General features: G+C 66.7%; 21 protein-coding genes. 4 read left to right on the top strand and 17 right to left on the bottom strand.

All coding sequences use genetic code 11. From position 1 onward, the window contains the following. Positions 1-111: 111 nt before the first annotated feature. Positions 112-1,410 (top strand): S8 family peptidase, encoded by a 1,299-nt coding sequence (locus U743_RS06170; protein WP_052367598.1) that lies wholly within the window; start codon positions 112-114, stop codon positions 1,408-1,410. Between the two features lie 26 nt (positions 1,411-1,436). Here the strand turns inward: U743_RS06170 and aroC are convergent, their stop codons facing one another. Together aroC and prmB are read right to left on the bottom strand one after the other, a co-directional pair. After that, complete coding sequence (gene aroC / locus U743_RS06165; RefSeq protein ID WP_043766447.1) at positions 1,437-2,540, bottom strand: chorismate synthase; 1,104 nt, start codon at positions 2,538-2,540, stop codon at positions 1,437-1,439. Next, entirely contained in the window at positions 2,530-3,471 is a 942-nt protein-coding gene (gene prmB / locus U743_RS06160) for a 50S ribosomal protein L3 N(5)-glutamine methyltransferase (protein WP_052367597.1), read from the bottom strand. Before prmB ends, aroC begins: the two co-directional genes overlap by 11 nt. Positions 3,472-3,572: 101 nt before the next feature. Here prmB and U743_RS06155 point away from each other — a divergent pair, with 101 nt between their 5' ends. The 3 genes from U743_RS06155 to U743_RS06145 all read left to right on the top strand — a co-directional run bounded on the left by U743_RS06155 (position 3,573) and on the right by U743_RS06145 (position 6,596). Further along, the gene (locus U743_RS06155) at positions 3,573-4,187 is read left to right on the top strand and encodes an SCO family protein (protein ID WP_043766444.1); all 615 of its coding nucleotides are present in this window, start codon (positions 3,573-3,575) and stop codon (positions 4,185-4,187) included. Beyond that, the gene (asd, locus tag U743_RS06150) at positions 4,184-5,050 is read left to right on the top strand and encodes an archaetidylserine decarboxylase (protein ID WP_043766442.1); all 867 of its coding nucleotides are present in this window, start codon (positions 4,184-4,186) and stop codon (positions 5,048-5,050) included. Before U743_RS06155 ends, asd begins: the two co-directional genes overlap by 4 nt. Positions 5,051-5,144: 94 nt before the next feature. Next, the gene (locus U743_RS06145) at positions 5,145-6,596 is read left to right on the top strand and encodes a M48 family metalloprotease (protein ID WP_198021953.1); all 1,452 of its coding nucleotides are present in this window, start codon (positions 5,145-5,147) and stop codon (positions 6,594-6,596) included. A 7-nt stretch (positions 6,597-6,603) separates the two neighbouring features. Here the strand turns inward: U743_RS06145 and U743_RS06140 are convergent, their stop codons facing one another. The 15 genes from U743_RS06140 to U743_RS06070 all read right to left on the bottom strand — a co-directional run bounded on the left by U743_RS06140 (position 6,604) and on the right by U743_RS06070 (position 23,915). Then, positions 6,604-7,602, bottom strand: coding sequence for an NAD-dependent epimerase/dehydratase family protein (locus U743_RS06140; protein WP_043766439.1), 999 nt, complete (start codon positions 7,600-7,602; stop codon positions 6,604-6,606). Between the two features lie 46 nt (positions 7,603-7,648). Continuing rightward, positions 7,649-8,806: a tetratricopeptide repeat protein gene (locus U743_RS06135; protein ID WP_052367596.1), complete on the bottom strand. Its 1,158-nt coding sequence runs from the start codon at positions 8,804-8,806 to the stop codon at positions 7,649-7,651. Between the two features lie 2 nt (positions 8,807-8,808). Further along, complete coding sequence (locus U743_RS06130; RefSeq protein ID WP_052367595.1) at positions 8,809-9,108, bottom strand: lipopolysaccharide assembly protein LapA domain-containing protein; 300 nt, start codon at positions 9,106-9,108, stop codon at positions 8,809-8,811. Continuing rightward, the gene (locus U743_RS06125; protein ID WP_043766437.1) at positions 9,101-9,400 is read right to left on the bottom strand and encodes an integration host factor subunit beta; all 300 of its coding nucleotides are present in this window, start codon (positions 9,398-9,400) and stop codon (positions 9,101-9,103) included. Before U743_RS06125 ends, U743_RS06130 begins: the two co-directional genes overlap by 8 nt. 132 nt (positions 9,401-9,532) lie before the next feature. Next, complete coding sequence (gene rpsA / locus U743_RS06120) at positions 9,533-11,290, bottom strand: 30S ribosomal protein S1 (RefSeq protein ID WP_269530603.1); 1,758 nt, start codon at positions 11,288-11,290, stop codon at positions 9,533-9,535. 16 nt (positions 11,291-11,306) lie between these two features. After that, on the bottom strand, positions 11,307-11,981 hold the full coding sequence (gene cmk / locus U743_RS06115) for a (d)CMP kinase (RefSeq protein ID WP_043766431.1): 675 nt from the start codon (positions 11,979-11,981) through the stop codon (positions 11,307-11,309). Then, the gene (gene aroA / locus U743_RS06110; protein WP_043766428.1) at positions 11,978-13,312 is read right to left on the bottom strand and encodes a 3-phosphoshikimate 1-carboxyvinyltransferase; all 1,335 of its coding nucleotides are present in this window, start codon (positions 13,310-13,312) and stop codon (positions 11,978-11,980) included. Before aroA ends, cmk begins: the two co-directional genes overlap by 4 nt. Then, the gene (locus tag U743_RS06105) at positions 13,302-14,183 is read right to left on the bottom strand and encodes a prephenate dehydrogenase (RefSeq protein WP_043766425.1); all 882 of its coding nucleotides are present in this window, start codon (positions 14,181-14,183) and stop codon (positions 13,302-13,304) included. The genes aroA and U743_RS06105 overlap by 11 nt, the downstream gene beginning before the upstream one ends. Beyond that, positions 14,180-15,322 carry a histidinol-phosphate transaminase gene (gene hisC / locus U743_RS06100; RefSeq protein ID WP_052367594.1) on the bottom strand — a complete coding sequence of 381 codons (1,143 nt, stop codon included), beginning with the start codon at positions 15,320-15,322 and terminating at the stop codon, positions 14,180-14,182. Before hisC ends, U743_RS06105 begins: the two co-directional genes overlap by 4 nt. A gap of 155 nt (positions 15,323-15,477) precedes the next feature. Further along, positions 15,478-16,584, bottom strand: a complete 1,107-nt coding sequence (gene pheA, locus U743_RS06095) for a prephenate dehydratase (protein ID WP_043766422.1) — start codon at positions 16,582-16,584, stop codon at positions 15,478-15,480. Beyond that, on the bottom strand, positions 16,584-17,756 hold the full coding sequence (locus tag U743_RS06090) for a phosphoglycerate dehydrogenase (protein ID WP_043766419.1): 1,173 nt from the start codon (positions 17,754-17,756) through the stop codon (positions 16,584-16,586). Before U743_RS06090 ends, pheA begins: the two co-directional genes overlap by 1 nt. A gap of 33 nt (positions 17,757-17,789) precedes the next feature. Continuing rightward, a complete protein-coding gene (gene serC / locus U743_RS06085) occupies positions 17,790-18,872 on the bottom strand; it encodes a 3-phosphoserine/phosphohydroxythreonine transaminase (protein WP_043766416.1) in 1,083 nt (360 codons plus the stop codon). Between the two features lie 13 nt (positions 18,873-18,885). Further along, entirely contained in the window at positions 18,886-21,531 is a 2,646-nt protein-coding gene (gene gyrA, locus U743_RS06080) for a DNA gyrase subunit A (protein WP_043766413.1), read from the bottom strand. 112 nt (positions 21,532-21,643) lie between these two features. Next, positions 21,644-22,975, bottom strand: a complete 1,332-nt coding sequence (gene tilS, locus U743_RS06075; protein ID WP_052367593.1) for a tRNA lysidine(34) synthetase TilS — start codon at positions 22,973-22,975, stop codon at positions 21,644-21,646. Then, a complete protein-coding gene (locus U743_RS06070) occupies positions 22,953-23,915 on the bottom strand; it encodes an acetyl-CoA carboxylase carboxyltransferase subunit alpha (protein WP_043766410.1) in 963 nt (320 codons plus the stop codon). Before U743_RS06070 ends, tilS begins: the two co-directional genes overlap by 23 nt. Positions 23,916-23,940 lie beyond the last annotated feature (25 nt).

The raw sequence follows: 23,940 nt of genomic DNA, 5'->3' as shown, positions 1-23,940 counted from the left end.
TAAGCCCGCGATGGGCTGTGTCTATGCCTTGTCCCGGCGTCGCGCGCTCGTCGTCTTGCTCGCTTCACGAGAAGACCGCAAACTGAACGCTTGTTGTGACCGGAGCCGTGCATGCGCCTGCGACACCTGATCTGCCGATGCCTTGTCGCCTTCGGCGCTGCCCTGGCCGTGGCCTGCTCCGGTTCCAGCGAGCCCGACAGCGAAGCGCAGTCACACACGAGCGGCGATCCCATCCCGGGCCGTTACATCCTCGTCTTCGATCCCGACGTCGTCGAGATTCGACAATCCACCGTTCTCGATCAGGATGGTCAGCTCATCCAGCTGCTGAGCTTCGTCAACGATCTGTTCCTGGACGATGTGCTCAATGCGCTGATCGGCCCTTTCGTGGCACTCAACACGCTCGTTGTCGAGATCGTCGACGGCGTACTACCGCCCTACAGCAGTGTGGCGGCGATGATGGCGGATACCCCTGGCCTGCTCTACATCGAGCAGGATCGGCGTCTCTCGCTGGCGCCGCGCGCCGTGCTCGACGATGCGCAGGTGACTTGGGGACTGGACCGCATTGACCAGCGCAATCGACCGCTCGACGGGCGTTACCGGCCGGAAGGCGATGGCGCCGGTGTGCACCTTTATGTGCTTGACACCGGCATCAATCCGGAGCATGAGGAGTTCGACGGGCGGTTGCGCGGCGGCCACAACTTAGTGGAAAGAAACGCTTCAGCTGCCCCTCGCCCTCTTTTCGGCACTGCCGCCTCCGGAGACGACGCCGCGGACTTCAGGGATTGCAACGGCCACGGCACGCATGTCGCCGGAACGGCGGCAGGCACCAGTCTCGGCGTGGCGCAGCAGGCCTGGCTGCACGCCGTGCGCGTCTTCGACTGCAGCGGCGAAGGCGCCACCAGCACGGTTATCGCCGGTCTCGAATGGGTGATCCGCAATCACGAATCGCCCGCCGTAGTGAACATGAGCCTCAGCGGCAGTGACTCGCGTGCCATGGACGACGCCGTTCGGGCGGCGGTCAATGCCGGCATCACGGTGGTGGCAGCCGGCAGCGACGTCGATGCCTGCACGGCCTCTCCAGCCCGCGAGGCAAGCGCGCTGACCGTGGGTGCCACCGATCGCGAGGACCGGCGCAGCAGCTTCTCTCCCGGCAGCGGCTGCATCGACCTGATGGCGCCCGGCAGCCGCATCACCAGCGCCTGGTACACCAGCAGAACCGCGCGGAACACGATCAGCGGCACGTCCATGGCAAGTCCGCACGTCGCCGGTGCCGCGGCCCTGCTGCTCAGCGAGCAGCCGACGCGGACTCCGGCCGATATTGCGACTCTGTTGCGCGATCAGGCCACCACCGGCGCGCTGCGCGAGCTTGACGGCTCACCGGACCGCCTGCTCTTCGTCGGCGCTGACTAGCCCTAGCCGGACCCGCTTCAGCCAGCCTAGGACGGACGCTGCGCGGGAATGCGCGGCGTCGTCGGCTCGACGTCACCGCATTGGGCGCGGTGTCGCAGCCAGTGATCCATCAGCACAAGAGCGACCATGGCCTCGGCGATGGGTACGGCGCGGATACCGACGCAGGGATCGTGGCGGCCGGTAGTACGCATCTCCACATCCGCGCCTGTCTCGTCGATGGAATCTCCCGGCGTGGTAATGCTGGAAGTGGGCTTAATCGCAAGTCGGGCTACCAGATCCTGACCGGTGCTGATACCGCCGGCCACACCGCCGGAGTGATTGGACTTGAAGCCGTCGGCGCGCATCTCGTCGCGGTGGGCGGTACCGCGCATGCCGGCCACGGCCATGCCGTCGCCGAGCTCCACGCCCTTGACCGCGTTGATGCCCATCAGCGCGTAGGCGATCTCGGCGTCGAGCCGGTCGTAGACCGGCTCGCCGAGACCCGGCGGCATGCCACTGGCTTCGACCTGGATGCAGGCACCGGCCGAGTCACCGTCGCGGCGCAGCTGCTCGACGTAGGCCTCCAACTCCGGTACGCGATCAGGATCGGCGCAGAAGAAAGCATTGGCCTCCACCGCCGTCCAGTCGCTGATGGCGAGCTGGTGCTCGCCGATCTGCGTCAGGCAGGCACGGATACGAACACCCAGGCGCTCGTGCAGATACTTGGCCGCCACGGCGCCGGCGGCGACCCGAACGGCCGTCTCGCGCGCCGAGGAACGGCCGCCACCGCGATGATCGCGCCGGCCGTACTTCTGCATGTAGGCGTAGTCGGCGTGATTCGGCCGGAAGACCTGCGCGATCTTGTCGTAGTCGTAGCTGCGCTGGTCGGTGTTCTCGATAAGCAGCGCGATGGGCGTACCGGTGGTCTCGCCCTCGAAGACGCCGGAGAGGATGCGCACCGTGTCGGCTTCCTTGCGCTGGGTAACGAACTTCGAGCGCCCGGGCCGACGCCGATCCAGCGCCGGCTGGATATCCGCCTCGGAAAGCGCCAATCCCGGCGGACAGCCGTCGATCACGCAACCGATGGCCGGTCCGTGCGATTCGCCGAAGCTCGTTACGCAGAACAGCTTCCCCAGCGTGTTACCCGACATGGACCTCTCCCTGCTGCCAGGCGACCAAACTCGCCCGATCGATCACGAACACCCCACTGCCGCCCCGCTCGAAATCCGGCCAGTAGGCAGGCAGGCCCGGAAAGCGCGCCTCCAGCTCGGCCACCGAGCTGCCGATCTCGCAGATGAGCACGCCATCGGGCTGCAGCCACTGCGGCGCCTCTTCCAGTAGCCGAGCCACTACCGCCATGCCGTCTTCGCCGGCGGCCAGCGCCAGCTTGGGCTCGCGATGATACTCCTCGGGCAGCGCGGCCCATTCGGCCTCGGGCACGTAGGGCGGGTTGCTGACGATCAGATCAAAAGGCGGCTCACCAGCCAGCGGCGCGAAGAGATCGCCCTTATGCGAGTAAACGCGCTCGCCCAGGTTGTAGTCGACGATGTTGGCTTCGAGCAACGCAAAGGCGCCCGAATCCAGCTCCACGGCGTGCACTTCGGCATCGGGAAAGGCCGCGGCGCAGGCGATGGCGATGCAGCCGCAGCCCGAGCAGAGATCCAGCACGCGCTCGGGCGGCGCGCTCAGCCAGGGGGCGAAGCCTTCGGCGATCAACTCGGCCATAGGGCTGCGCGGCACGATGACGCGCTCGTCGACGCGGAAGCTCATGCCGCAGAACCAGGCCTCGCCGGTGAGATAAGCAACCGGCTCGCGCGTTGTCACGCGGCGATCGATGAGCGCTCGGAGCCGGTCGCGCTCGTCCGGCATCAGCCTGGCGCGCAGATAGACCTCGGGCAGCTCATGCGGCAGCCCCAGCGTATGGCGAACCAGATAGAAGGCTTCGTCCAGCGCGTTGTCGAAACCGTGCCCGTAGTGCAAGCCCGCGGCCGCAAAGCGACTCGCCGCCCAGCGGACGTAGTCAGCCGGCGTGCAGAGCACATCGGTGGGATCGCCAGCGGCGGTAGCGCGTTCTTCGGACATGGCGGAGCCGGCGCGGGACAGTGCCGCGCGGGGCCTTCTTAGGGGTGCGACTTGGTAGTATGAAAGCGCCAACCCCATCCCGCAACGCGGAGCCGCTCGGCATGCGCCGTATCCTCGCCCCTATCCTGGCCCTCGCCGCCCTCGTCGCTGGCGTCACGATCGCGCTGAGCCTGCTGCAGCCGCCGGAGCCCGGCCGCCAGCTCAGCGGCGGCGTGCTGCTCGAGCAGCCGCGGCCGGTGCGCGATTTCGAGCTGCTCGACGAGGATGCCCAGCCCTTCGGCCGAGAGCGGCTCGAAGGCCACTGGACCGCAATATTCCCCGGCTTCACGAACTGCCCGGACATCTGCCCGACGACCCTGGGCGTCCTGCGCACGGCCTACGAGACGCTGGGCGATCGCGCCGAGGACTGGCAGGTCGTCTTCCTCACGGTGGACCCGGAGCGTGATCGTCCCGAAGCCCTGCGCGAGTACGTTGGCTACTTCTCCAAGGAGTTCAAGGCGCTGACCGGTGACAAGGACATCATCGGCCGGCTGGCCAAGGATCTCTCGGTGGCTTATCAGTACACGCCCAATGAGGACGGCGGCTACACGGTGGACCATACCGCGGCCATCGTGCTGATCGACCCACAGGGAAGGGTTGCCGGCTTTCTGCAGCCGCCTTACCGCCCGGACAGCCTGAGCGCCGATCTGCGCAAGGCCGCGGCCAGCCGCTCGTGAGCGCGCACGCTGCGTCCTGGCGCGAGCGCCTGCTCGTGCTGCTGCAGGCCTGCCTGCCCACGCGCGCGCTGTCGCGCGCGGTCCACGCAATCGCGCACTGGCGGGTATCGCCGATCAAGAACGCGCTCATCCGGATCTTCATCCGCCGCTTCAACGTCGACATGCGCGAAGCCGAGGAGCAGGCTCCCGATGCCTTCACGCATTTCAACGCTTTCTTCACGCGCGCGCTGCGACCCGGCGCACGTCCGCTGCCCGAAGACGAAGGTGCTGTGGTCAGTCCGGTGGATGGCAGCCTCAGTCAACTCGGCCGGATCAGCGATGGGATGCTGATACAGGCCAAGGGCATGCGCTACAGCGCCGAGGCGCTGCTCGGCGAGCCAGCCGAAGCATTTCGCGACGGTACCTTCTGCACGATCTATCTGGCGCCCTACGACTATCACCGTATCCACGCCCCGGCCGATCTGGATCTGCGCGGGCACCGGCACATTCCGGGCCGTCTGTTCAGCGTCAACCCGGCGACGGCGCGCGCGCGCCCTGCGCTCTTCGCGCGCAACGAGCGCGTGGTCGCGCAGTTCGACTGCGCCGCTGGCCGCCTGGCGGTGGTGATGGTGGGCGCGCTGCTCGTCGGCTCGGTTGATACCGTCTGGGCTGGACGAATCTGCCCGCCGCACCATCGCCGCCCCGGCCCCTTCGTGCCGGCCAATGGCCAATACGCACGCGGCGCCGAAATCGGGCGCTTCAATATGGGATCGACGGTCATCCTGCTGGCCACGCCTGGCCTGCTCGACTGGCACCCGGAACTGGTCCCTGGGCAGAGCTTGCGCATGGGTCAGCCCATAGGCAGCCTCAGCGGCGAACCATAAGGCCGCCGCGGGCGTCCTAGTCGAGATGAGAATGCCTAATCGCGCCACTCCCCCCCTCCGCCCGCGCCGGTGGCGCCCACTCGCCACGCTACTGATGAGCGCTGCCTTTGCGATGCTGACGACCCACCAGGGACTCCAGGCCAGCATCAGTGATATCCAGCTGCCAAAGCTCGGCGAGCCGGCGGACGCTGCCATGTCGCCGCGCGAAGAGTACGAGATCGGCGCCCGCATCACCGCGCAGATTCACTCTGCCGGTTATGCGCTGGAGGATCCCGAGCTGGTGGAATACATCACTCGGCTGGGATGGCACATCGCTTCGCACTCGCGCGATCTGCCGGAGCACCTGCAGTTCTTCATGGTGCGCGACCCGCGCATCAACGCCTTCGCGTTGCCCGGCGGCTTCATGGGCTTCAATGCCGGCCTCCTGATGGCGGCAGAAAGCGAGAGCGAACTCGCCGGCGTCATGGCCCACGAGCTGGCACACGTCACCCAGCGCCACATCGCCCGCACCATGGAGGGGACCCGCGTCGCCGACATCGCCACCTGGGCGGCCGTGCTGGCGGCGATCATTGCCGGCTCAGCCGCCCCGGACGTCGTGCTCGGCGCGCTTTCCCTCGGTCAGGCCGCGACCCTGCAGCGTCAGATCAACTACACGCGCAACCACGAGCTGGAAGCCGACCGCATCGGCATCGGCACGATGATGAGCGCCGGCTTCGATCCGGCCGGCATGGTGAGCTTTTTCCAGCGCCTGGAGCAGCAGTCACGGCTCTACGGTTCGGGCATGCCCGAGATCCTGCGCACGCATCCGGTCAACACCACCCGTATCGCCGAGGCTCGGGCCCGCGCGCAGCGTCAGAGCGATGGATCCGATGCCGAGCGACCGCTGACCTTTCAGCTCATGCGCGCCCGGGCACGTGTGCTCACGGCCGAGCGTCCCTCGGCCGCCCTCGACCATTTCCGGCGGCGCCTGGAGCGCACTTCCGACGATCCTGCCGAGCACTATGGCGCGGCGCTGGCGCTGCACGAACTGGGGCGCTACACCGACTCAGCGGAATCGCTTGCTCCGCTCTTGGAAGCGCACGAGAACCAACCCAACCTCATGCTGCTACACGCGCACAACCAGCGGCGCACCGGCGACATCGACGCTGCGCTGGCGACCATCGACGAGGCGCTGGATCGGCATCCGCGCTATGCGCCGCTGATCTTCGCGCGCGCAGAGACACTCATGGACGCCGGCCAGGCCGACCGCGCACGCCAGTTCCTGCTCGACGAGTTCAAGCATATCGGCGAGTTCCCCGGCGCCCATCAGGTGCTCGCACGCGCAGCTCGAGCTTCCGGTGACCGCGCCGAATTCGCTTTCCAGAGCGCGGCCTACGCCTGGCGGCGCGGCGACTCGCCCGGTGCCATCCGACACATCGATGCCGGGCTGCGCCACGAGGGACTTAGCGACAAGCAACGCGCCCGACTGCGCAGCTTCCGTACCGAGGTGCGCGAAAGTCTCCCGGACAATTGGCGCCCCGAAGAAGAGCGGCGCCGGCGCGAGTGACGCCGCCTCAAAGCCTCCCGCTATCTCGCATCCAGCCGATGCAACTGCCAACAAGGGCTTCCAGACCGGGCGTCTGCAGGCCGAAGTGTCGCTCCGCATCTCGACCTTCACAGTAGATGTTCCCGCTGAGCAACGCGACGGCCTCGACGGTGACCTCCGGATCGCGGCCCAGCAGAGGAGCAACTGCTTCCTCGACCCGAGCATAGGCCTGCAGAATGCCCGGACGTACCGGGCGTAGAAAGCGCCGGTGCCCAAGCTGGGAACCGATCTCACGCGCCAGACCGACATAGCTGGCGCTAACGCCACCGATGAGCCAGCGGCTGGCCGTGGGCACTTCCGGGTCGAGAGCGCCCAGCGCCGCGGCCGCTACGCCCTGCACGCTGCAGAAGGTTGCGCCACCGGGAGGAACCCCCGGCAGACGCCGTTGCGCCACTAGACTGACCATGCGTGACCAGCCATTGCGATCGCCCGCACCCAGCATGAAGGCCGGATGCAGCACGACTGCATCGGCGCCGGCACGCATGGCGTGCTCCACCTCATTCTCCGCCAGAGCCTTGCTCCGCACGTAGGCGATAGCGGAGTTGCGCCCGAGGCGCGGCGTATCGGCGCTGATGACGCCCCCATGCTGGCCGTAAGCCAGTGCACAGGACATGTGCACGAGCCGGGTGCGCCGTGCCATTGCCAGCCGCACGAGTGCACGCGTGCCGCGCACATTGACCCGCATCTGCTCGCCGCCGTTGCGCCGCCAGAGACTGGTGTTGCTCGCGCAATGGATGATTCCGGATGGCTCCGCGGGGACGACGGCATCGATGCCATCGACGTCACGGATGTCCACCTCGTGGGTCTTCAGGTTGGCGTGTACGGGCATTTCGCCCTCGCTGCCCGGGCGACACAGCGCGAGCACGCGCATGCCGGCCGCGAGCGCCTGCCGTACGACCTCGCCTCCGAGGAAGCCGCTGGCACCTGTGACCACCAGGCTGGGCGCGCGCTGCTCGGAATCCTTCATGCTGTCTCCCCTGCCGGTGGTTATGCGCTTTCGATTCGCAACTGTCTCAGGTGTCCTGCAGAAGGTCACTGGTTGGACGAATCGTAGCCCACTGCTTGCAGCCTGGGCATTGCCAGAACAAAAGACGCGGCGTCAGCCCGCAGTTCTCGCAACGATACTGCGCTCGGGACTGCAAAGCGATCTCGAGGCCTTCGTGCAATACCTGCGCGAGCGCATCCTCTTCGGCGCGAAGCTCGGCAAGCATGCGCAATCCCGTCCAGGTGGGCTGCGCGCGGCAAATCTCGGCGAGCTCGTCGACGACGGCGCCGCCGTCCTCCACATCCAGGCGCAGCCGCGCCAGTCGCGGCGCCACGCTTTCGTAGTGCTTCTCTGCTGCAAGAAGATAGCGGCGATAGCCATCGCCACCGCCGGTCTCGGTGTGCACACGACGCAGCCTCGGGAGTACAGTCGGGAAGAACCGCAGATCCTGTTCCGCCACGTGCTCATAGGCACGCAGCGCGCCGGCATGGTCCTGAGCGGCTTCGCGCAGCTCGCCGAGAAGCAGACTGGCGCGTACGCAATCATCGTCGACGCGCAACGCACGCTGCGCGTGCTCAAGCGCCAGCCCAACGTCGCCGCTGGCGCGCGCGGCATCGGCGCGCTCGCAGGCATAGTGCGCCAGCAGGCGCGCCTGAGATCGCCCCGCCACCGTCTGCAGTCGTCGCGCGGTGGCTTCGGCATTGTCCCAATCGCGCGTCTGCTCGAAGATCGACAGCAAGGCCTGCAGTGCCTCTTCCAAATACATGCCATCGTCGACCAGTTCGCGATACAGCGCCTCGGCGCGGTCGAGCAACCCAGCTTCGTGATAATCGCGCGCCAGCTCCAGCCGCAAATGGTTGATCTGCTCGGCAGGCAGGCCCTCGCGCGTCATCAAGTGCTGGTGGATGCGCATGGCGCGATCGACCTCGCCGCGCTTGCGGAATAGCCGGCCCAGCGTCAGATGCAGCTCGATGGTGTCCTGGTCGACCGCCACCGCGCGTATCAATGCCGCGATGGCGCGATCCGGATCGCCGCTGGCGAGTAGCTGCAGCCCTTCCAGATAATCCGCGGATACCGGCGTGCCGTTTCGAGACTCCGGTGTCTCGTCCGCGAGTCGCCGCAAATGCCATCCCAGCGCCAGACCGAGCGGCAGCAGCAGAACGGCCATGCCGAAGCTGCCGAGCATGGCTACTGCCGATTCGCGGGCAGTCGCGTCGCTACGGCGTCCTTCTGTTGCACCCGGTCGAGATCCTTCTGCAGTCGGGAGACACGGCGCCGCAGACGGAGATAGGGGATGGTGCTCGCCAACGCAGCCAGCAGCAGCGTGAAGACCGCCGCCAACACCAGCAACGCGATCAGCGGAAGCTCGACCTGTCCCGCCAGATAGTCGAAACGCACCATCTGACTGTTGAACAGCCCAAGCGACAGGCCGCCCACCAGCATCAGGAGCACCAGTACGATGATCACCGCCTGACGCAGCTTATACATTGCCGTTCCCGCGGTCGACGCGCTCGCGCAGGGCCTTGCCGGGCTTGAAATGCGGCACCCGCTTGGGCGGAATATCGACGGTCACGCCGGTACGCGGATTGCGGCCGGTGCGCGCATCCCGGTGATGTACCGAGAAACTGCCGAAGCCGCGGATCTCGACCCGACGGTCCGCCGCCAGCTCGCGGCTGACGGTGTCCAGAATCAGCTTGACCGCCATTTCGACGTCGCCGTGGGGTACCTGCAGCGGCGCCACGCGCTCGGCAAGGCGGTCGATCAACTCGGATTTCGTCATGAAGACAGGCCCGGAAAAGTCGTTTCACGATAGGTGAAAAGAAAAAGGGGCGCAAGCGCGCCCCTTTTCTTCAGCTTCCTTTTCAGGAGGATAGACGAGACATCTCAATGATGCTCGAAGCTCCTCGCCGAATTAATCGCCGATGTGCTCCTTGAGCAGATCGCCCAGCGAGGTACGCCCGGTGGTGGCGTTCCGACTGTTGCTGTACTCGGATACAGCCTCCTCCTCTTCCTGCAGCTCCTTGGCGCGCACGGAGAGCTGGATGACACGCGACTTGCGGTCGATGCCGATGAAGGTGGCAGTCAGCTCATCGCCGACCGCGAGCACCTTGGTGGCGTCCTCGACACGCTCGCGGGCGAGATCGTTGGCCTTGATATAGCCCTCGACGCCGTCAGCCAGCTCGATGAGCGCGCCTCGAGCTTCGACTTCGCGCACGGTGCCGGTGACCTGCTCGCCGCGCTTGTTGTCGGCCATGAACTGCGCGATCGGATCGGCAGTCATCTGCTTGACGCCCAGCGAGATGCGCTCGCGCTCTGCGTCGATGGCAAGAACGGTCGCCTCGATCTCCTGACCCTTGGAGTAACGGCGCACGGCCTCTTCGCCGCTTTCGTTCCAGGACAGGTCGGAGAGGTGCACGAGACCGTCGATGCCGCCATCGATGCCGATGAAGACGCCGAAGTCGGTAATCGACTTGATCGTGCCGCGAACCTTGTCGCCCTTCTGGTAGTTCTGCGCGAACTCTTCCCAGGGATTCGGCACGCACTGCTTCATGCCGAGCGAAATGCGGCGACGCTCCTCGTCGATGTCCAGGATCATGACCTCGACCTCGTCGCCGATGGTCACGACCTTGTTCGGGTTGACGTTCTTGTTGGTCCAGTCCATCTCGGAGACGTGGACCAGGCCCTCGACACCGGACTCGATCTCCACGAAGGAGCCGTAGTCGGTGATGTTGGTGACCTTGCCGAAGAGACGCGTCTTTTCCGGATAGCGGCGTGCGATATCGACCCAGGGATCCTCGCCCAGCTGCTTCAGGCCGAGGCTGACACGACGACGCTCGCGATCGTACTTGAGAACCTTGACCTCGATCTCGTCACCGACCGCAACGACCTCCGACGGGTCCTTGATGCGCTTCCAGGACATGTCGGTGATGTGCAGCAGGCCGTCGATGCCGCCGAGGTCGACGAAGGCGCCGTAGTCGACGAGATTCTTGACCACGCCGTTGAGCACCACGCCTTCCTGCAACGTCTCAAGCAACTGCTCGCGCTCGGCGCTGTACTCGGCCTCGAGCACTTCGCGACGCGAAACCACGATGTTGTTGCGCAGCTGGTCGAGCTTGATGACCTTGAACTCGAGGGGCTTGCCCTCGAGATAAGCGGTGTCGCGCACCGGCCGGACGTCGACCAGCGAGCCCGGAAGGAAGGCGCGCACGGCGCCAATGTCGACGGTGAAGCCGCCCTTGACCTTGCCGGTAATGAGACCGTTGACGATCTCTCCATTCTCGAAGGACTGGGACAGACGCTCCCAGGTCTTGATGCGCTCGGCCTTCTCCTTGGAGAACTTGGTTTCGCCGAAGCCGTCTTCGACGGTTTCCAGTGCAACCTCGACCTCGTCCCCCGCGCTGATGGACACCTCGCCCATCTCGTTCTTGAACTCGTCCAGGGCGATGACCCCTTCCGACTTCAGGCCGGCGTCGACGATGACGACGTCGGACTTCACTTCCAGCACCGTCGCGCGCACCAGCGCACCCGGCTGCATGGACTGCCCCTGTGCGAGGCTTTGTTCAAAGAGTTCGGCGAAACTTTCGCTCATAAAGTTGTGATCTACTCGATGTGCTGCCCGGAATCCGTCCCGGCCAGGTTGTGGACAATGGGCGCCGCGTCCTTGCAGCACCCGAAAAATCTAAGCCTCAGACGAGGCCGCGCTCCATGATCAGGCCATGAATGCGGTTGCATACGCTGTCGACATCCAGATGCGTGGTATCGATCTCCACGGCATCCGGTGCCGGCGCCAGCGGCGCCACCGCACGACCCCGATCGCGTGCATCACGCGCCTCGATGTCGGCCAAAACATCGGCTATTGTAGCCTGCTTGCCGGCCTCCCACAATTGCTTGCAGCGACGGCGCGTGCGTTCGGCGGCGCTGGCGTCGAGAAAAATCTTCAGCGGCGCGTCCGGAAAGACCACGCTACCCATGTCCCGACCGTCGGCGATCAACCCCGGCGGCTTGCGGAAGGCACGCTGAGCCTCCAGCAGCGCCTCGCGCACGGCGGGGAATACGGCGATGCGCGAGGCCGCCATGCCGGCCGCCTCTTCACGTACCCGCCCGCCGATCTCGCGGCCGTCGAGCAGGATGTGCTCATCGTCAAAGCCGCCGTCGAAGGCTACCTCCATGTCGCGCACGCGGGCGGCCACGGCCTCGGCATCGTCCAGCGACACACCCGCATCCTCGGCGGCGATGCCGGCCACCCGGTACATGGCACCGGAATCCAGCAAATGCCAGCCCAGCCGTCCAGCCAACCACTTGGCCGCCGTGCCCTTGCCAACGCCGGAGGGCCCGTCGATGGTGCATAGCGGCGCGCTCAAGGGCGCTCCCCGCTGCCGGGCACCGCGCGAATCTCCAGGCCGGCGTCGCAGGCCAGCTCGCGAAAGCCCGGGAAGGAAGTCTGTACATTGGCGCAGTCGCGGATACGGATCGGCTGCTCGGCACGCAGGCTGGCCATCGCCAGGCTCATGGCCACGCGATGGTCGCCGTGGGCATCAACCACACCACCGTGAATGCGCCCACCCAGAATGCGCGCACCGTCCTCAGCAGCCACCGCCGAGATACCCAGACTGCGCAGCGCCTGCACCATGACACCGATGCGGTCCGACTCCTTGACGCGCAGTTCGGCGGCATCGCGGATGACCGTCTCGCCAGTCGCGCAGGCAGCTGCAACAAAGATCGCCGGGAACTCATCGATGGCGCGGGCGACCACCTCGCCGGCGATCTCGGCGCCGCGCAGTTTGCCGCCGCGCACGCGGATATCGCCCACCGGCTCACCGCCAAGCTGCCGCTCGTTCTGCACGACAAGATCCGCGCCCATGGCCTGCAGGATGTCGATGACACCGGTGCGTGTGGGATTCAGGCCCACGGTCTCAAGCAGGATATCGGCGCCGGGAGTCATGGCCGCTCCCGCCAGGAAGAAGGCCGCGGAGGAAATATCCGCCGGCACTTCCACATCGGCCGCGCGCAGGCTTTGGCCGCCTTCCACCGCCGCCAAGCCCGGCTGTGCGGTCACCGTCACGCCAAAGGCTGCGAGCATGCGCTCGGTGTGATCGCGCGAAGCCTGCGGCTCGCGCACTTCGGTACGTCCTTTTGCATAGAGACCAGCCAGCAACAGCGCCGATTTCACCTGTGCGCTGGCCACCGGCGACTCGAAGGCGATGCCATGCAGCGGCGCCGTCGGCGGCAGCAGCTCCAGGGGCGCGGTGCCGCTTTCGCTGGTACGGATACTCGCGCCCATTTGCGCCAGCGGATCTGTAACCCGGCGCATGGGCCGGCGCGTCAGTGACTCGTCACCGGTCAGCGTCACCGCGAAGTCCTGCGGCGCGAGCAGCCCCGCCAGCAACCGCATCGAGGTGCCGGAGTTGCCCAGATCGATGGGCGCCGCCGGCGCGCGCAGGCCATGCATGCCCACACCGGTAACACGCAACTCGGTATCGCCACTGCGTTCGATGGGCACGCCCATCGCCGCGAAGGCATGCATGGTGGCGAGGCAATCCTCGCCGGGCAGGAAGCCCGTGATACGCGTATCGCCCTCCGCCAGCGCAGCCAGCATGACGGCGCGATGGGAGATCGACTTGTCGCCGGGCACGCGCAGATTGCCGCTCAACGAGCGCACCGGTTGGCAGAGGTAGTCGACGTCAGCGGGCATCGGGGGCGTCCATGAGGTTGAGGAATCGCTCGCGCGCGGTACGCGCGCGCTGGAGGGTGGCCAGCACGCTGGCTTCATCGCCGCTACGCAGCGCGACGCGCATGGCGCTCAGCGTGGTCTCGAAGGCTTCCAGCGTCGGCTCCAGCGCGGCGCGATTCTCCATCAGGATGTCGCGCCACATCTCCGGGCTGCTGGAGGCGATGCGCGTGAAATCGCGGAAGCCGCCGGCGGCGTAGGCGAAGAGCTCGCGGTTGCCCTCCATGCCGGCCAGGCAGTCGACCAGCGCGTAGGCCAGCACGTGCGGCAGATGACTGGTGGCGGCCAGCACCTCGTCATGGTGGTCCGGCGACATGCATTCCACGCGCGCGCCGGCCGCCTCCCAGGTCGCCCGGACCACAGCCAGCGCCGTCTCGGTCGTGGTCTCGGTCGGCGTCAGCACGACGCGCCGCCCAGCGAAAAGCGTGTCGTCGGCGGCGTCGACGCCGAAGCGTTCACTGCCGGCCACCGGGTGCCCGGCGACGAAGCGGCGGAGATCGCCCCCCTCGCCTTCCAGCCCGCTGAGCACGGCCTGCTTGACGCTGCCCGTATCGCTGACGATGACCTTGCTGTCGGCAGCCAGCGCGCGGGCAGCGATGCCGGCGATGCTGCGCACCGGTGTCGCCACGATGAGCAAGTCGGCTTCTCGCGCCGCGGCTTCCACGCTGTCAACGGCGGTGTCGATATAACCGCGCTCGACAGCCGTGCGCAGGCTGGCCGCGTCGGCGTCCCAACCCAGCACGCGGGGAGCGGCGGGCGCGACACGCAGCGCGCGCGCCAGCGAGGCACCGATCAGCCCAAGGCCGACGATGGCGACGCGATTCGGCGCCGTCATCCGGCGGCGGCGTCCCGGGCTGTGCCCATGATGCCGTCGAGCGCGGCGAGGAAGCGGTCGTTCTCGGTCTCGGTGCCCACCGACACGCGGAGGAAGTGTGGCATCTCGTAGCTGCCCATCGGACGCACGATAATGCCGGCTTCCAAAAGGCCCTGATGGATGGGCGCCGCATCACGCCCGAAGCCGACGGCCACGAAATTGGCGTGCGACGGCAGCACCTGCAGGCCGCGTGCACTTAGCTCGCGCTCCAGCCGCGCCCGCTCGCGGGCATTCAGCGCCACCGATTCCGCAACGAAGGCCTGATCGGCCAGCGCAGCCTCACCGGCGGCCAGCGCGAGGCTGTTGTTGTTGAAGGGCTGGCGCACGCGATTGAGCAGATCGGCCAGAGCCGGATGCGACAGGCCATAGCCCAAGCGCAGCGCGGCCAGACCATAGATCTTCGAGAAGGTGCGCGTCACCAGCAGATTCGGGTGGCGCGCCAGCAGCGCGTCGATATCGGGCCGTGTAGAGGGATCCTGATAATCCCAATAGGCCTCGTCGAGCACGACGATGGTCGACTCCGGCACCTCGCCGAGGAAATCAGCCACCGCGCCGCCCGGCAGGCAGGTGCCAGTGGGATTGTTCGGATTGGCAATGAAGATCGCCGCGACCTCGTCGCTGAGCGCGCGCGCAAAGCCCACCAGATCGTGGCCATAGGCATCTTCGGCGTCGACCGGCCGCGCCGGCACCACCACGCTGGGCGCGTTCTGCGCAGCAGCCGCCAGCGGATAGACCGCAAAGGCGTGCCGCGAGTACATCGCCGCCCTGCCTGGCCCGAGGAAGATGCGCGCAACGAATTCCAGCAGATCGTTCGAACCGTTGCCCAGCGTCACCTGCTCCGGCGCAACACCATGAAAAGCCGCGATCTTCGCCTTCAGTGCGAAGCCGCCACCATCCGGGTAGCGCGCGAGCTGATGCTCGCCGCGCAGCACCGCCGCCGCCTGCGGGCTGCAACCCAGCGGATTCTCATTGGAGGCGAGCTTGATGACATCGGACAGCCCGAGCCGTCGCTGCAGCTCGTCGATGGGCATGCCCGGCTGGTACGGCGCCATGCCGCGAATGCCTTCCGGTACGCGCTGCAAAAATTCAGGTTCAGCCATGCCTGTGCCTGTCAAGAAGGGGCCGCAGATTACACAGATTCAAGGGATTAGAAGATCAGTCTTAAGCGCTGAGGCACTTCTTCGCAGAGGCTAGATACTTCGCGCAACCCCGACACTACTCTGTGAATATCTGTGCAATCCGTAGCTCAACCAAATCAAATGCTCTGATCGCTGGCCCGTGGGTAGGAACCGAGGATCTTGAAGAAAGCGGAGCGGCTGCGCACGTCGTCGATGACCGCGCCCACCTTCGGGTCGGCCTGGTGGCCGTCGAGATCCAGGTAGAAATTGTAATCCCAGGCGGCCCTGCGGCTGGGCCGGGACTCGATCTTGCTGAGGTTGACCCCCGCCTGGGCGAAGGGCTCCAGCAGCGAGAACAGCGCTCCCGGCTCGCCGCCCTGTGGCGCCGAGCAAACAAGCGACGTGCGATCCGCGCCGGTCGGTTCCGGCTGCTGCCGGCCGATGACCAGAAAGCGCGTCGTGTTGTTGGGGTCGTCCTCGATATTGGCGGCCAGCTCGTTCAGACCGTAGAGCACCCCGGCCGCCGCGCTGGCAATGGCCGCGCCGCGCTTGGTCTCGGCAACGCGCCGCGCCGCCGCGCCGTTGCTGGCCATCGGCTCGCGCGGCGTATTGGGCAGATTGTTGTCCAGCCACCGCCGGCATTGCGCGAAGGACTGCGGATGCGCATAGACCACGTCAATGCGCGCCATGTCCTCGTGCCCCGACAGCAGATGGTGGTGCACGGGCAACATAACTTCGCCGCAGATCGACAGCGGCGTGGCCAGCAGCAGATCCAGCGTGCTGGAGACCACGCCTTCCGTCGAATTCTCCACCGGCACCACGCCGTAGGCCGCCGTTCCGGATTCGACATCGCGGAAGATGTCGTCGATGGCCGGCGCCACACGTGTGGACACCTGGTGACCGAAGTGCTTGTAGACCGCCGACTGCGTATAGGTGCCTTCGGGGCCCAGATAGGACACCGACAGCGGGCTCTCCAGCGCCAGACAGGCGGACATGATCTCGCGCATGATGCTGGTCATCGCCGCCTGGGAAAGCGGGCTGCCCAGCGCCTTGTTGCGCTCGACCGCGGCCTTGAGCACCTGCGCCTCGCGCGCGGGGCGGTAGTGATCGGAGAGATCACCGGCCTCGCGCTTGATGTCGCGCACCTCCTGCGCGACGCGGGCGCGCTCTACGACGCGCTCCTGGATCTCGGCATCCAGGGCGTCTATGCGCGACCGCGCCTGGCTCAGGCGGTCCCCGCTCATCACGCAGCCGGGGCGTCGAGCAGGCGCACGGAGAGCACGCCCTTGATGGCGCGCAGCTCCTCTGCCACGGACTCAGGGATGTCGGAATCCACATCCACCATGGTGTAGGCGACGTTGCCGCGCGACTTGTTGAGCATGTCGGCGATGTTGAGGTCGTGCTTGGCCAGCGCCGTGGTGATCTGACCGACCATGTTCGGCACGTTGGCATTGGCGATGCACAACCGCGGCTCGTTCTCGACGCGCGGCAGAACGGACTCGGGGAAGTTCACCGAATTTGTGACATTGCCGTTCTCGAGGAAGTCGCGTACCTGACGCGCCACCATGATCGCGCAGTTCTCCTCGGCTTCCCCGGTCGAAGCGCCGAGATGCGGGAGCGCGACGACCTTGTCGTGCGCCTTGAGCTTGCTCGACGGGAAGTCGCAGATGTAGGCGTGCAGATGCCCCTCGTCCAGCGCAGCCAGAACAGCATCCTCATCGACGATGCCGCCGCGCGCGAAGTTCAGAATCACCGCGCCCTTGGGCATCAGCTTGATGCGCTCGGCGTTGATCAGGTTCTGCGTCGCCTCGATCAGCGGCACGTGCACGGTAAGGAACTGCGAATTGGCGCAGAGCTCATCGACGGAGACCGACTGCTGAACACCGGAGGACAGCAGCCAGGCGTTCTCCACCGTCATCTTGGGGTCGAAGCCCGTGACCTTCATGCCGAGATCGTAAGCGGCGTTGGCGACACGAACGCCGATGGCACCGAGACCAATGACGCCGAGGCTGCGATCAGGGAGTTCGTAGCCGGCAAACTTCTTCTTGCCATCCTCGACCGCCTTGGCGTCGTCGGCATCGATGCTCTCGACGAAGCGCAGCGCCTGCGGAATATTGCGCGCCGCCATCAGCATGCCGGCGACCACCAGTTCCTTGACGGCGTTGGCGTTGGCGCCGGGCGCGTTGAACACGGGCACGCCGCGCTCGCTCATGGCCTCGACCGGGATGTTGTTGGTCCCCGCGCCGGCACGGCCGATGGCGCGCACGGTTTCGGGAATCTCCATGTCGTGCATCTTGTAGGAGCGCACGAGGATGGCATCGGGGTTGCTGATCTCGCTGGCGACTTCGTAGCGGTCGCGCGGCAGATGCTCAAGGCCGCGGGGCGAGATATTGTTCAGCGTTTGAATACGGTACATGGGGATAGCGATATCCTCTTTGCTTTGAATGGTTTATCCGTTCTTCTTGACGAAGTCTTTCATATAGTCGACCAGCGCCTTCACGCCCTCTTCGGGCATGGCGTTGTAGATGCTGGCGCGCATGCCACCCACCGAGCGATGCCCCTTCAGGCCCGGCATGCCGGCCGCCTTGGCACCTTCCAGGAAGGCCGCGTCCAGCTCCGGATTGGCCAGCGTGAAGGTCACGTTCATGAAGGAACGATCCGCCGGATTCACCGGGTTGGTATAGAAGGGCTCGCTGTCGATGTAATCGTAGAGCAGCCGCGCCTTGCGCTGGTTGCGCTCGGCCATGCCCTCGAGACCGCCCTGATCGAGCAGCCACTTGAAGACCAGCCCGCTGACATACCAGGCGAAGCAGGGCGGCGTGTTCAGCATGGACTCGCCGTCGGCTGCGGCCTTGTAGTCGAAGACCGAGGGCGTCTCCGGGCGCGCCTTGCCGATGAGGTCGTCGCGCACGATGACCATGGTCAGCCCGGCCGGGCCGGCATTCTTCTGCGCGCCGGCATAGATCAGGCCGTGGGCAGCCACATCGACCGGACGCGACAGGATCGTCGACGAGAAATCGCCGACCAGCGGCTTGTCACCGACATCCGGTGCGTTGTGAAACTCCACGCCCTCGATGGTCTCGTTGGGGGTGTAGTGCACATAGGCCGCATTCGGGTCCAGCTTCCAGCCATCGCGCGCCGGGATGTGGTTGAAGACGTCGTCGGCCGGCCGCGCCACGGTGTTGGCAGTGCCGTACTTGCCGGCTTCCTTGATGGCCTTCTTGCCCCAGGAACCGGTGACGACGTAGTCGGCGCTGCCGCCGGCCGGCATCAGGTTCATGGGCACGAAGGCGAACTGACCGGTGGCGCCACCCTGCAGGAAGAGCACCTTGTAGTTCTCCGGCACCTTCAGCAGCTTGCGCAGGTCGGCCTCGGCCTCGGCGGCGATGGACATGAAGGGCTTGTCGCGGTGCGACATCTCCATGACCGACATGCCGGTGCCGCGCCAGTCGAGCATCTCGTCGCGAACCTGCTCGAGAACGGGCTCCGGCAGCGTGGCCGGACCGGCACTGAAATTGAAAACTCGGGACATCGGGTTGGGTTCCTTATTCGCTTATGGGTGAGTCGGGTTCGCCGGCGTCCGCGTCCCCGGCAGACGGGATGGCGTCTTCCGCCGCCTCGCCGTCCTCGGGTGCGATGCGATCGACGCCCACGAGGCGGTCGCCCGCCACGGGCCGCACGATGCGAACCCCCTGGGTGTTACGACCGAGCGTGCGGATCTCATTCGCCGAGACACGGATCAAATTGCCGGCGTGCGACACGAGCATGATCTCGTGGCTGTCGTCGACCTCGATCGCGCCAATCAAGCTACCGCTCTTGTCGGTCAGTCGCTGGGCGATAACGCCCTGCCCGCCGCGGCCTCGCAGCGGGAAATCTTCCACCTTGGTGCGCTTGCCATAGCCGTACTCGGAGATGGTAAGCACATCTCCGCCGTCAGCCTTGAGCAGCGCGATGATGAAGGCCTCGCCACTGGGTGCATCGCCGTCTTCATCATCCTCCGAGGCCGTCGCGCCAATGAGGCGCATACCGCGCACGCCGGTGGCACCGCGCCCCATGCTGCGGACGTCGCCTTCCTTGAAGCGGATGGCGCGGCCGGAACTGGAGATCAGCAGAATGTCGTCTTCGCCGCCGGTGAGCGTCACGCCCACCAGCGCGTCGTCGGCGCGCAGGTCGACGGCGATGATGCCGTTGCTGCGGATATTGGCAAAGGCCGACAGCGGCGTCTTCTTGACCGTGCCGCGGCGGGTGGCCATGAAGATGGAGCCGCCCTGCTCGAAGCTCTGGATGGCCAGCACCGCCGATATGCGCTCACTGGATTCCAGCGGCAGCAGATTGACGAAGGGCTTGCCGCGCGCGCCTCTAGAGCCCTCGGGCAGCTCGAAGACACGCAGGCGGTAAACCTTGCCGGCCGAGGAGAAGCACAGCAGGGTGTCGTGACTGTGCGCCACCCAGAGGCGGTCGATGAAGTCCTCGCTCTTGGTAGCCGCGCCCATGCGGCCACGGCCACCGCGATGCTGGGCCTGATACTCGGTCAGCGGCTGGCTCTTGACGTAGCCCTCGTGGGACAGGGTCACGACCATGTCCTGCGGCACCACGAGATCCTCGCGGTTGATGAAGACCGCATCATCCGAGATCTCGGTGCGGCGCGGCTCGCCGTACTCCTCGCGGATGGCCAGCAGCTCGGCGCGGATGACCTCGAAGAGCTTCTCGTCGGAGCCGAGAATGGTCAGATACTCGCCGATGGCGTCGAGGATCTCGCTGTACTCATTGATGATCTTGTCCTGCTCGAGCGCGGTCAGGCGCTGCAGGCGCATCTCGAGGATGCCCTGCACCTGTGCCTCGGACAGCCGATAGCCGTCGTCCTGCAGGCCCAGCTTCGGGTCCAGCCCCTCGGGCTTGGAGGCGTCGGCACCGGCGCGCTCGAGCATGGCGACGACCTGCCCCGGCTGCCAGACGCGCGACATCAGCTCGGCCTTGGCCTCGCCCGGCGTCGGCGCGCGACGGATGACCTCGATGACTTCCTCGATGTTCGCCAGCGCCACGGTCAGGCCTTCCAGGCCGTGGGCGCGCTCGCGCGCCTTTCGCAGCAGGTAGCGGGTGCGTCGGGTGACGACCTCGCGGCGGTGCCGGATGAAGATCTCCAGCAGCTCCTTGAGCCCGAAGGTACGCGGCTGGCCCTGATCCAGCGCCACCATGTTGATGCCGAAGACCGTCTGCAGCTGGGTGTGCTGGAAGAGGTGATTCAGCACGACATCGGCGTTCTCGCTGCGCTTGAGCTCGACCACCATGCGCAGCCCGTCCTTGTCGGACTCGTCGCGAATCTCGGAGATGCCCGTGACCTTCTTGTCCTTGACCAGTTCGGCGATGCGCTCCAGAAGCCGCGCCTTGTTCACCTGATAGGGCAGCTCGGTGACGATGATCGCCTGGCGATCCGGGCCGATGTCCTCGAAGTGGGTGCGCGCGCGCACGACGACGCGACCGCGGCCGGTGGCGTAGGCGTCTGCCATGCCGCCGACATCCAGCATCAGGCCGGCGGTCGGAAAGTCCGGGGCCGGAATCAGCTGCATCAGCCCGGCCAGATCGATATCCGGGTTGTCGATCAGCGCCACGCAGCCGTCGATGATCTCGCAGAGGTTGTGCGGCGGGATGTTGGTGGCCATGCCGACGGCGATGCCGGTGGCGCCGTTGACCAGCAGCTGCGGCACGCGCGTCGGCAGCACCGCCGGCTCGGTTTCGGACTCGTCGTAGTTGGGAACGAAGTCGACGGTCTCGCGGTCGATGTCGGCCAGCATCTCGTGCGCGAGCTTGGCCATGCGCACCTCGGTGTAGCGCATGGCGGCCGGTGCGTCACCGTCGATGGAGCCGAAGTTGCCCTGGCCGTCCACCAGAACGTGGCGCATCGAGAAGGACTGCGCCATGCGCACGATGGTGTCGTAGACCGCCGAGTCGCCGTGCGGGTGGTACTTACCGATGACGTCACCGACCACACGCGCCGACTTCTTGTAGGCCTTGTTGTAGTCGTTGCCCAGCACCTTCATGGCGAAAAGCACCCGCCGGTGCACCGGCTTGAGGCCGTCGCGCGCATCCGGCAGCGCCCGCCCGACGATCACGCTCATGGCGTAATCGAGGTAGGAGCGCTGCATTTCCTCTTCGAGGTTGATCGAGAGGACTTCCTTGGCAAACTCGCTCATGTGCGTCCCGTTTCAGGCTGCGCGCGGCGCACGCGCAGCGCCCTGTGACAAGGCCTGGAAAAGACGACAGTCTAGCACGTCCGGCCCTTTTTCCCGACCCCTGCGGGCCGCCTCAACCCGGCTCCGGGCGTCGATGCCAGCCCCGCTGAAGCCACGCGATCCGGCTTTCGCCGAGCATCGCGTCGGCACCGGCGAGACGGCGATTGCCGAGCTGCACGGGCGTGTCGCCGCAGAGCAGCACCGGCGTGCGCAAGCGCTCCCAGGGGGGCACGCGCGCGGCTTGGAAATGCTGCTTGAGGCGCTGACGCTTTCCGCCTTCGCGCAGCGCCAGCGCATCGCCCGGGCGGGCAAAGCGCAGCTGCAATGGCCGCGGGGGGCCAGCGACGCACTCCAGCCACCCGGCCGCGCCGGGCAACTCGATGGGCGCCTCCCCTTCCCACTCGACCTGCCACCTTTCTGGCACCGGCAGCAGTTCCGGCAGCAGCCACAACCGGGCATCGAAGCGCCGGAGGCACCACGGACCGAGCGCCAGCTCAGGCTGGGCGTCCTCGACCGCGCCAATGACCTCCTGCTCGCAACAGGCCAGCCAGTCGGCGCCCGGCGCAGGCGCTCCAAGCAGCCGCAACCACGCGCGCAGCAGCGCCCGGCGCCGCGCGGCGGACCAGGCCATCAGCCCGCCGATGGCGAGCGTCCCGTCGTGCAGACGCGTGGCGATGTCCGGACCGAGCTGGATGGCCTCTCGCTCGGCCGTCTCGTCCTGAAACGCAAGCTGTCGGCACAGCGCCGACGCCGCACCGGGTACCACCGCTTCCAGCTCGGGCATCAGCGCGCGCAGCCGAGCGCGTGTGTTCGAGGCGCCATCGTCATTGCCGGGATCGTCGACATAGGCCAGCCCCTGCGCCTCGCAGTAGGCCGTGAGCGCCGCACGCGGCACCGCCAGCAGCGGGCGCCAAAGCCAGCTCTCCGCCGTGCTCCCTCTCAGGCGCCGCAGCGATTGCATGCCCAGCCGCGCGCCGCCACCACGCAACAGGCGAAAAAGCACGGTCTCGGCCTGATCGTCAGCGTGATGGGCGACGGCCAGAATTTCGCCCGGCCCGAGAGCAGCCTGCAGCGTCGCGTAGCGCACCTCGCGCGCTGCGGCCTCCGGCCCGGTCCCGTCGGCGCTTACCGCCACGCGGCGCGCCTCGTAGGCAATACCGCGGGCCAAGCAGAAGGCGGCGCAGTGCTCGGCCCAGGCGTCAGCATGGGCGTGCAGGCCGTGATGGATGTGGATGGCGCGCACCCGATCGGGGCAGAGCGCGTGCAACGCGGCGAGCAAGGCAGTGGAGTCGCGCCCACCGCTGAAGGCGACCGCGATGCCGCGGTGGACCGGCAGCGCCTGCGCCGCCTCGCGCAGAAGCGCCGCGACATCGAGGGCCGCGTTACTGCTCCAGCTGGAAGGCACCGTAGCGCATCAGGCGCTCCTGGCGGGTCTCCAGCAGCTTGCTCAACGGCTGGCGACAGAGCCGGTCGAGCTGCTCCACCAGGCTTTCGCGCAACTTGGCTGCCATGGCCTCGGGATCACGGTGGGCGCCACCGAGCGGCTCGGAGACGATTTCGTCGATCAGGCCGAAGCCCTGCAGATCTTTGGCGGTAATCTTCATGGCATCGGCCGCGTCGCGCGCGCGCTCGGCACTCTTGAAGAGGATGGAGGCACAGCCTTCCGGTGAGATCACCGAATAGATCGACAACTCCAGCATCATGACGTGGTCGGCGACGCCCAGCGCCAGCGCACCCCCGGAGCCACCTTCACCGATAACGGTGGCGATGATGGGTGTGCGCAGCCGCGACATCTCCAGCAGATTGCGAGCGATGGCCTCGGACTGGTTGCGCTCCTCCGCGCCGATGCCCGGAAAGGCCCCCGGCGTATCGATGAAGGTCAGCACCGGCATCGAGAATTTCTCGCCCATCTTCATGATGCGCAGGGCCTTGCGGTAGCCCTCCGGCATGGGCATGCCGAAATTGCGGTGGATGCGCTCCTTGGCGTCGCGCCCCTTCTGCTGGCCGATGACCACGACCGGCCGACCATCCATGCGGGCGATGCCGGAGACGATGGCGGGATCGTCGGAGAAGGCACGATCGCCGTGCAGCTCCTCCCATTCCGTGAAGAGGCTCTCGATGTAGTCCAGCGCGTAGGGGCGTTGCGGATGGCGCGCGAGCTGCGTGATCTGCCAGGGCTCGAGCTTGGAGAAGATCTGCTCGGTCAGCTGCTTCTGCTTGGCTTCGAGGCGCTGGATCTCCTCGGAGAGGCTGACCTGCGACCCATCCGACATGTTGCGCAGATCCTCGATCTTCTGCTGCAGCTCCGCGATCGGCTGCTCGAAGTCGAGATAATTCAGATTCATGCCCCCGTCTTCCTCCGTCCTGGAC

This window comes from Algiphilus aromaticivorans DG1253 (assembly GCF_000733765.1).
In the GTDB taxonomy this organism is placed as follows: Bacteria; Pseudomonadota; Gammaproteobacteria; order Nevskiales; family Nevskiaceae; genus Algiphilus; species Algiphilus aromaticivorans.
Note: the sequence above shows the minus strand (reverse complement) of the source record. Positions and strands in the feature narration are given on the sequence as shown.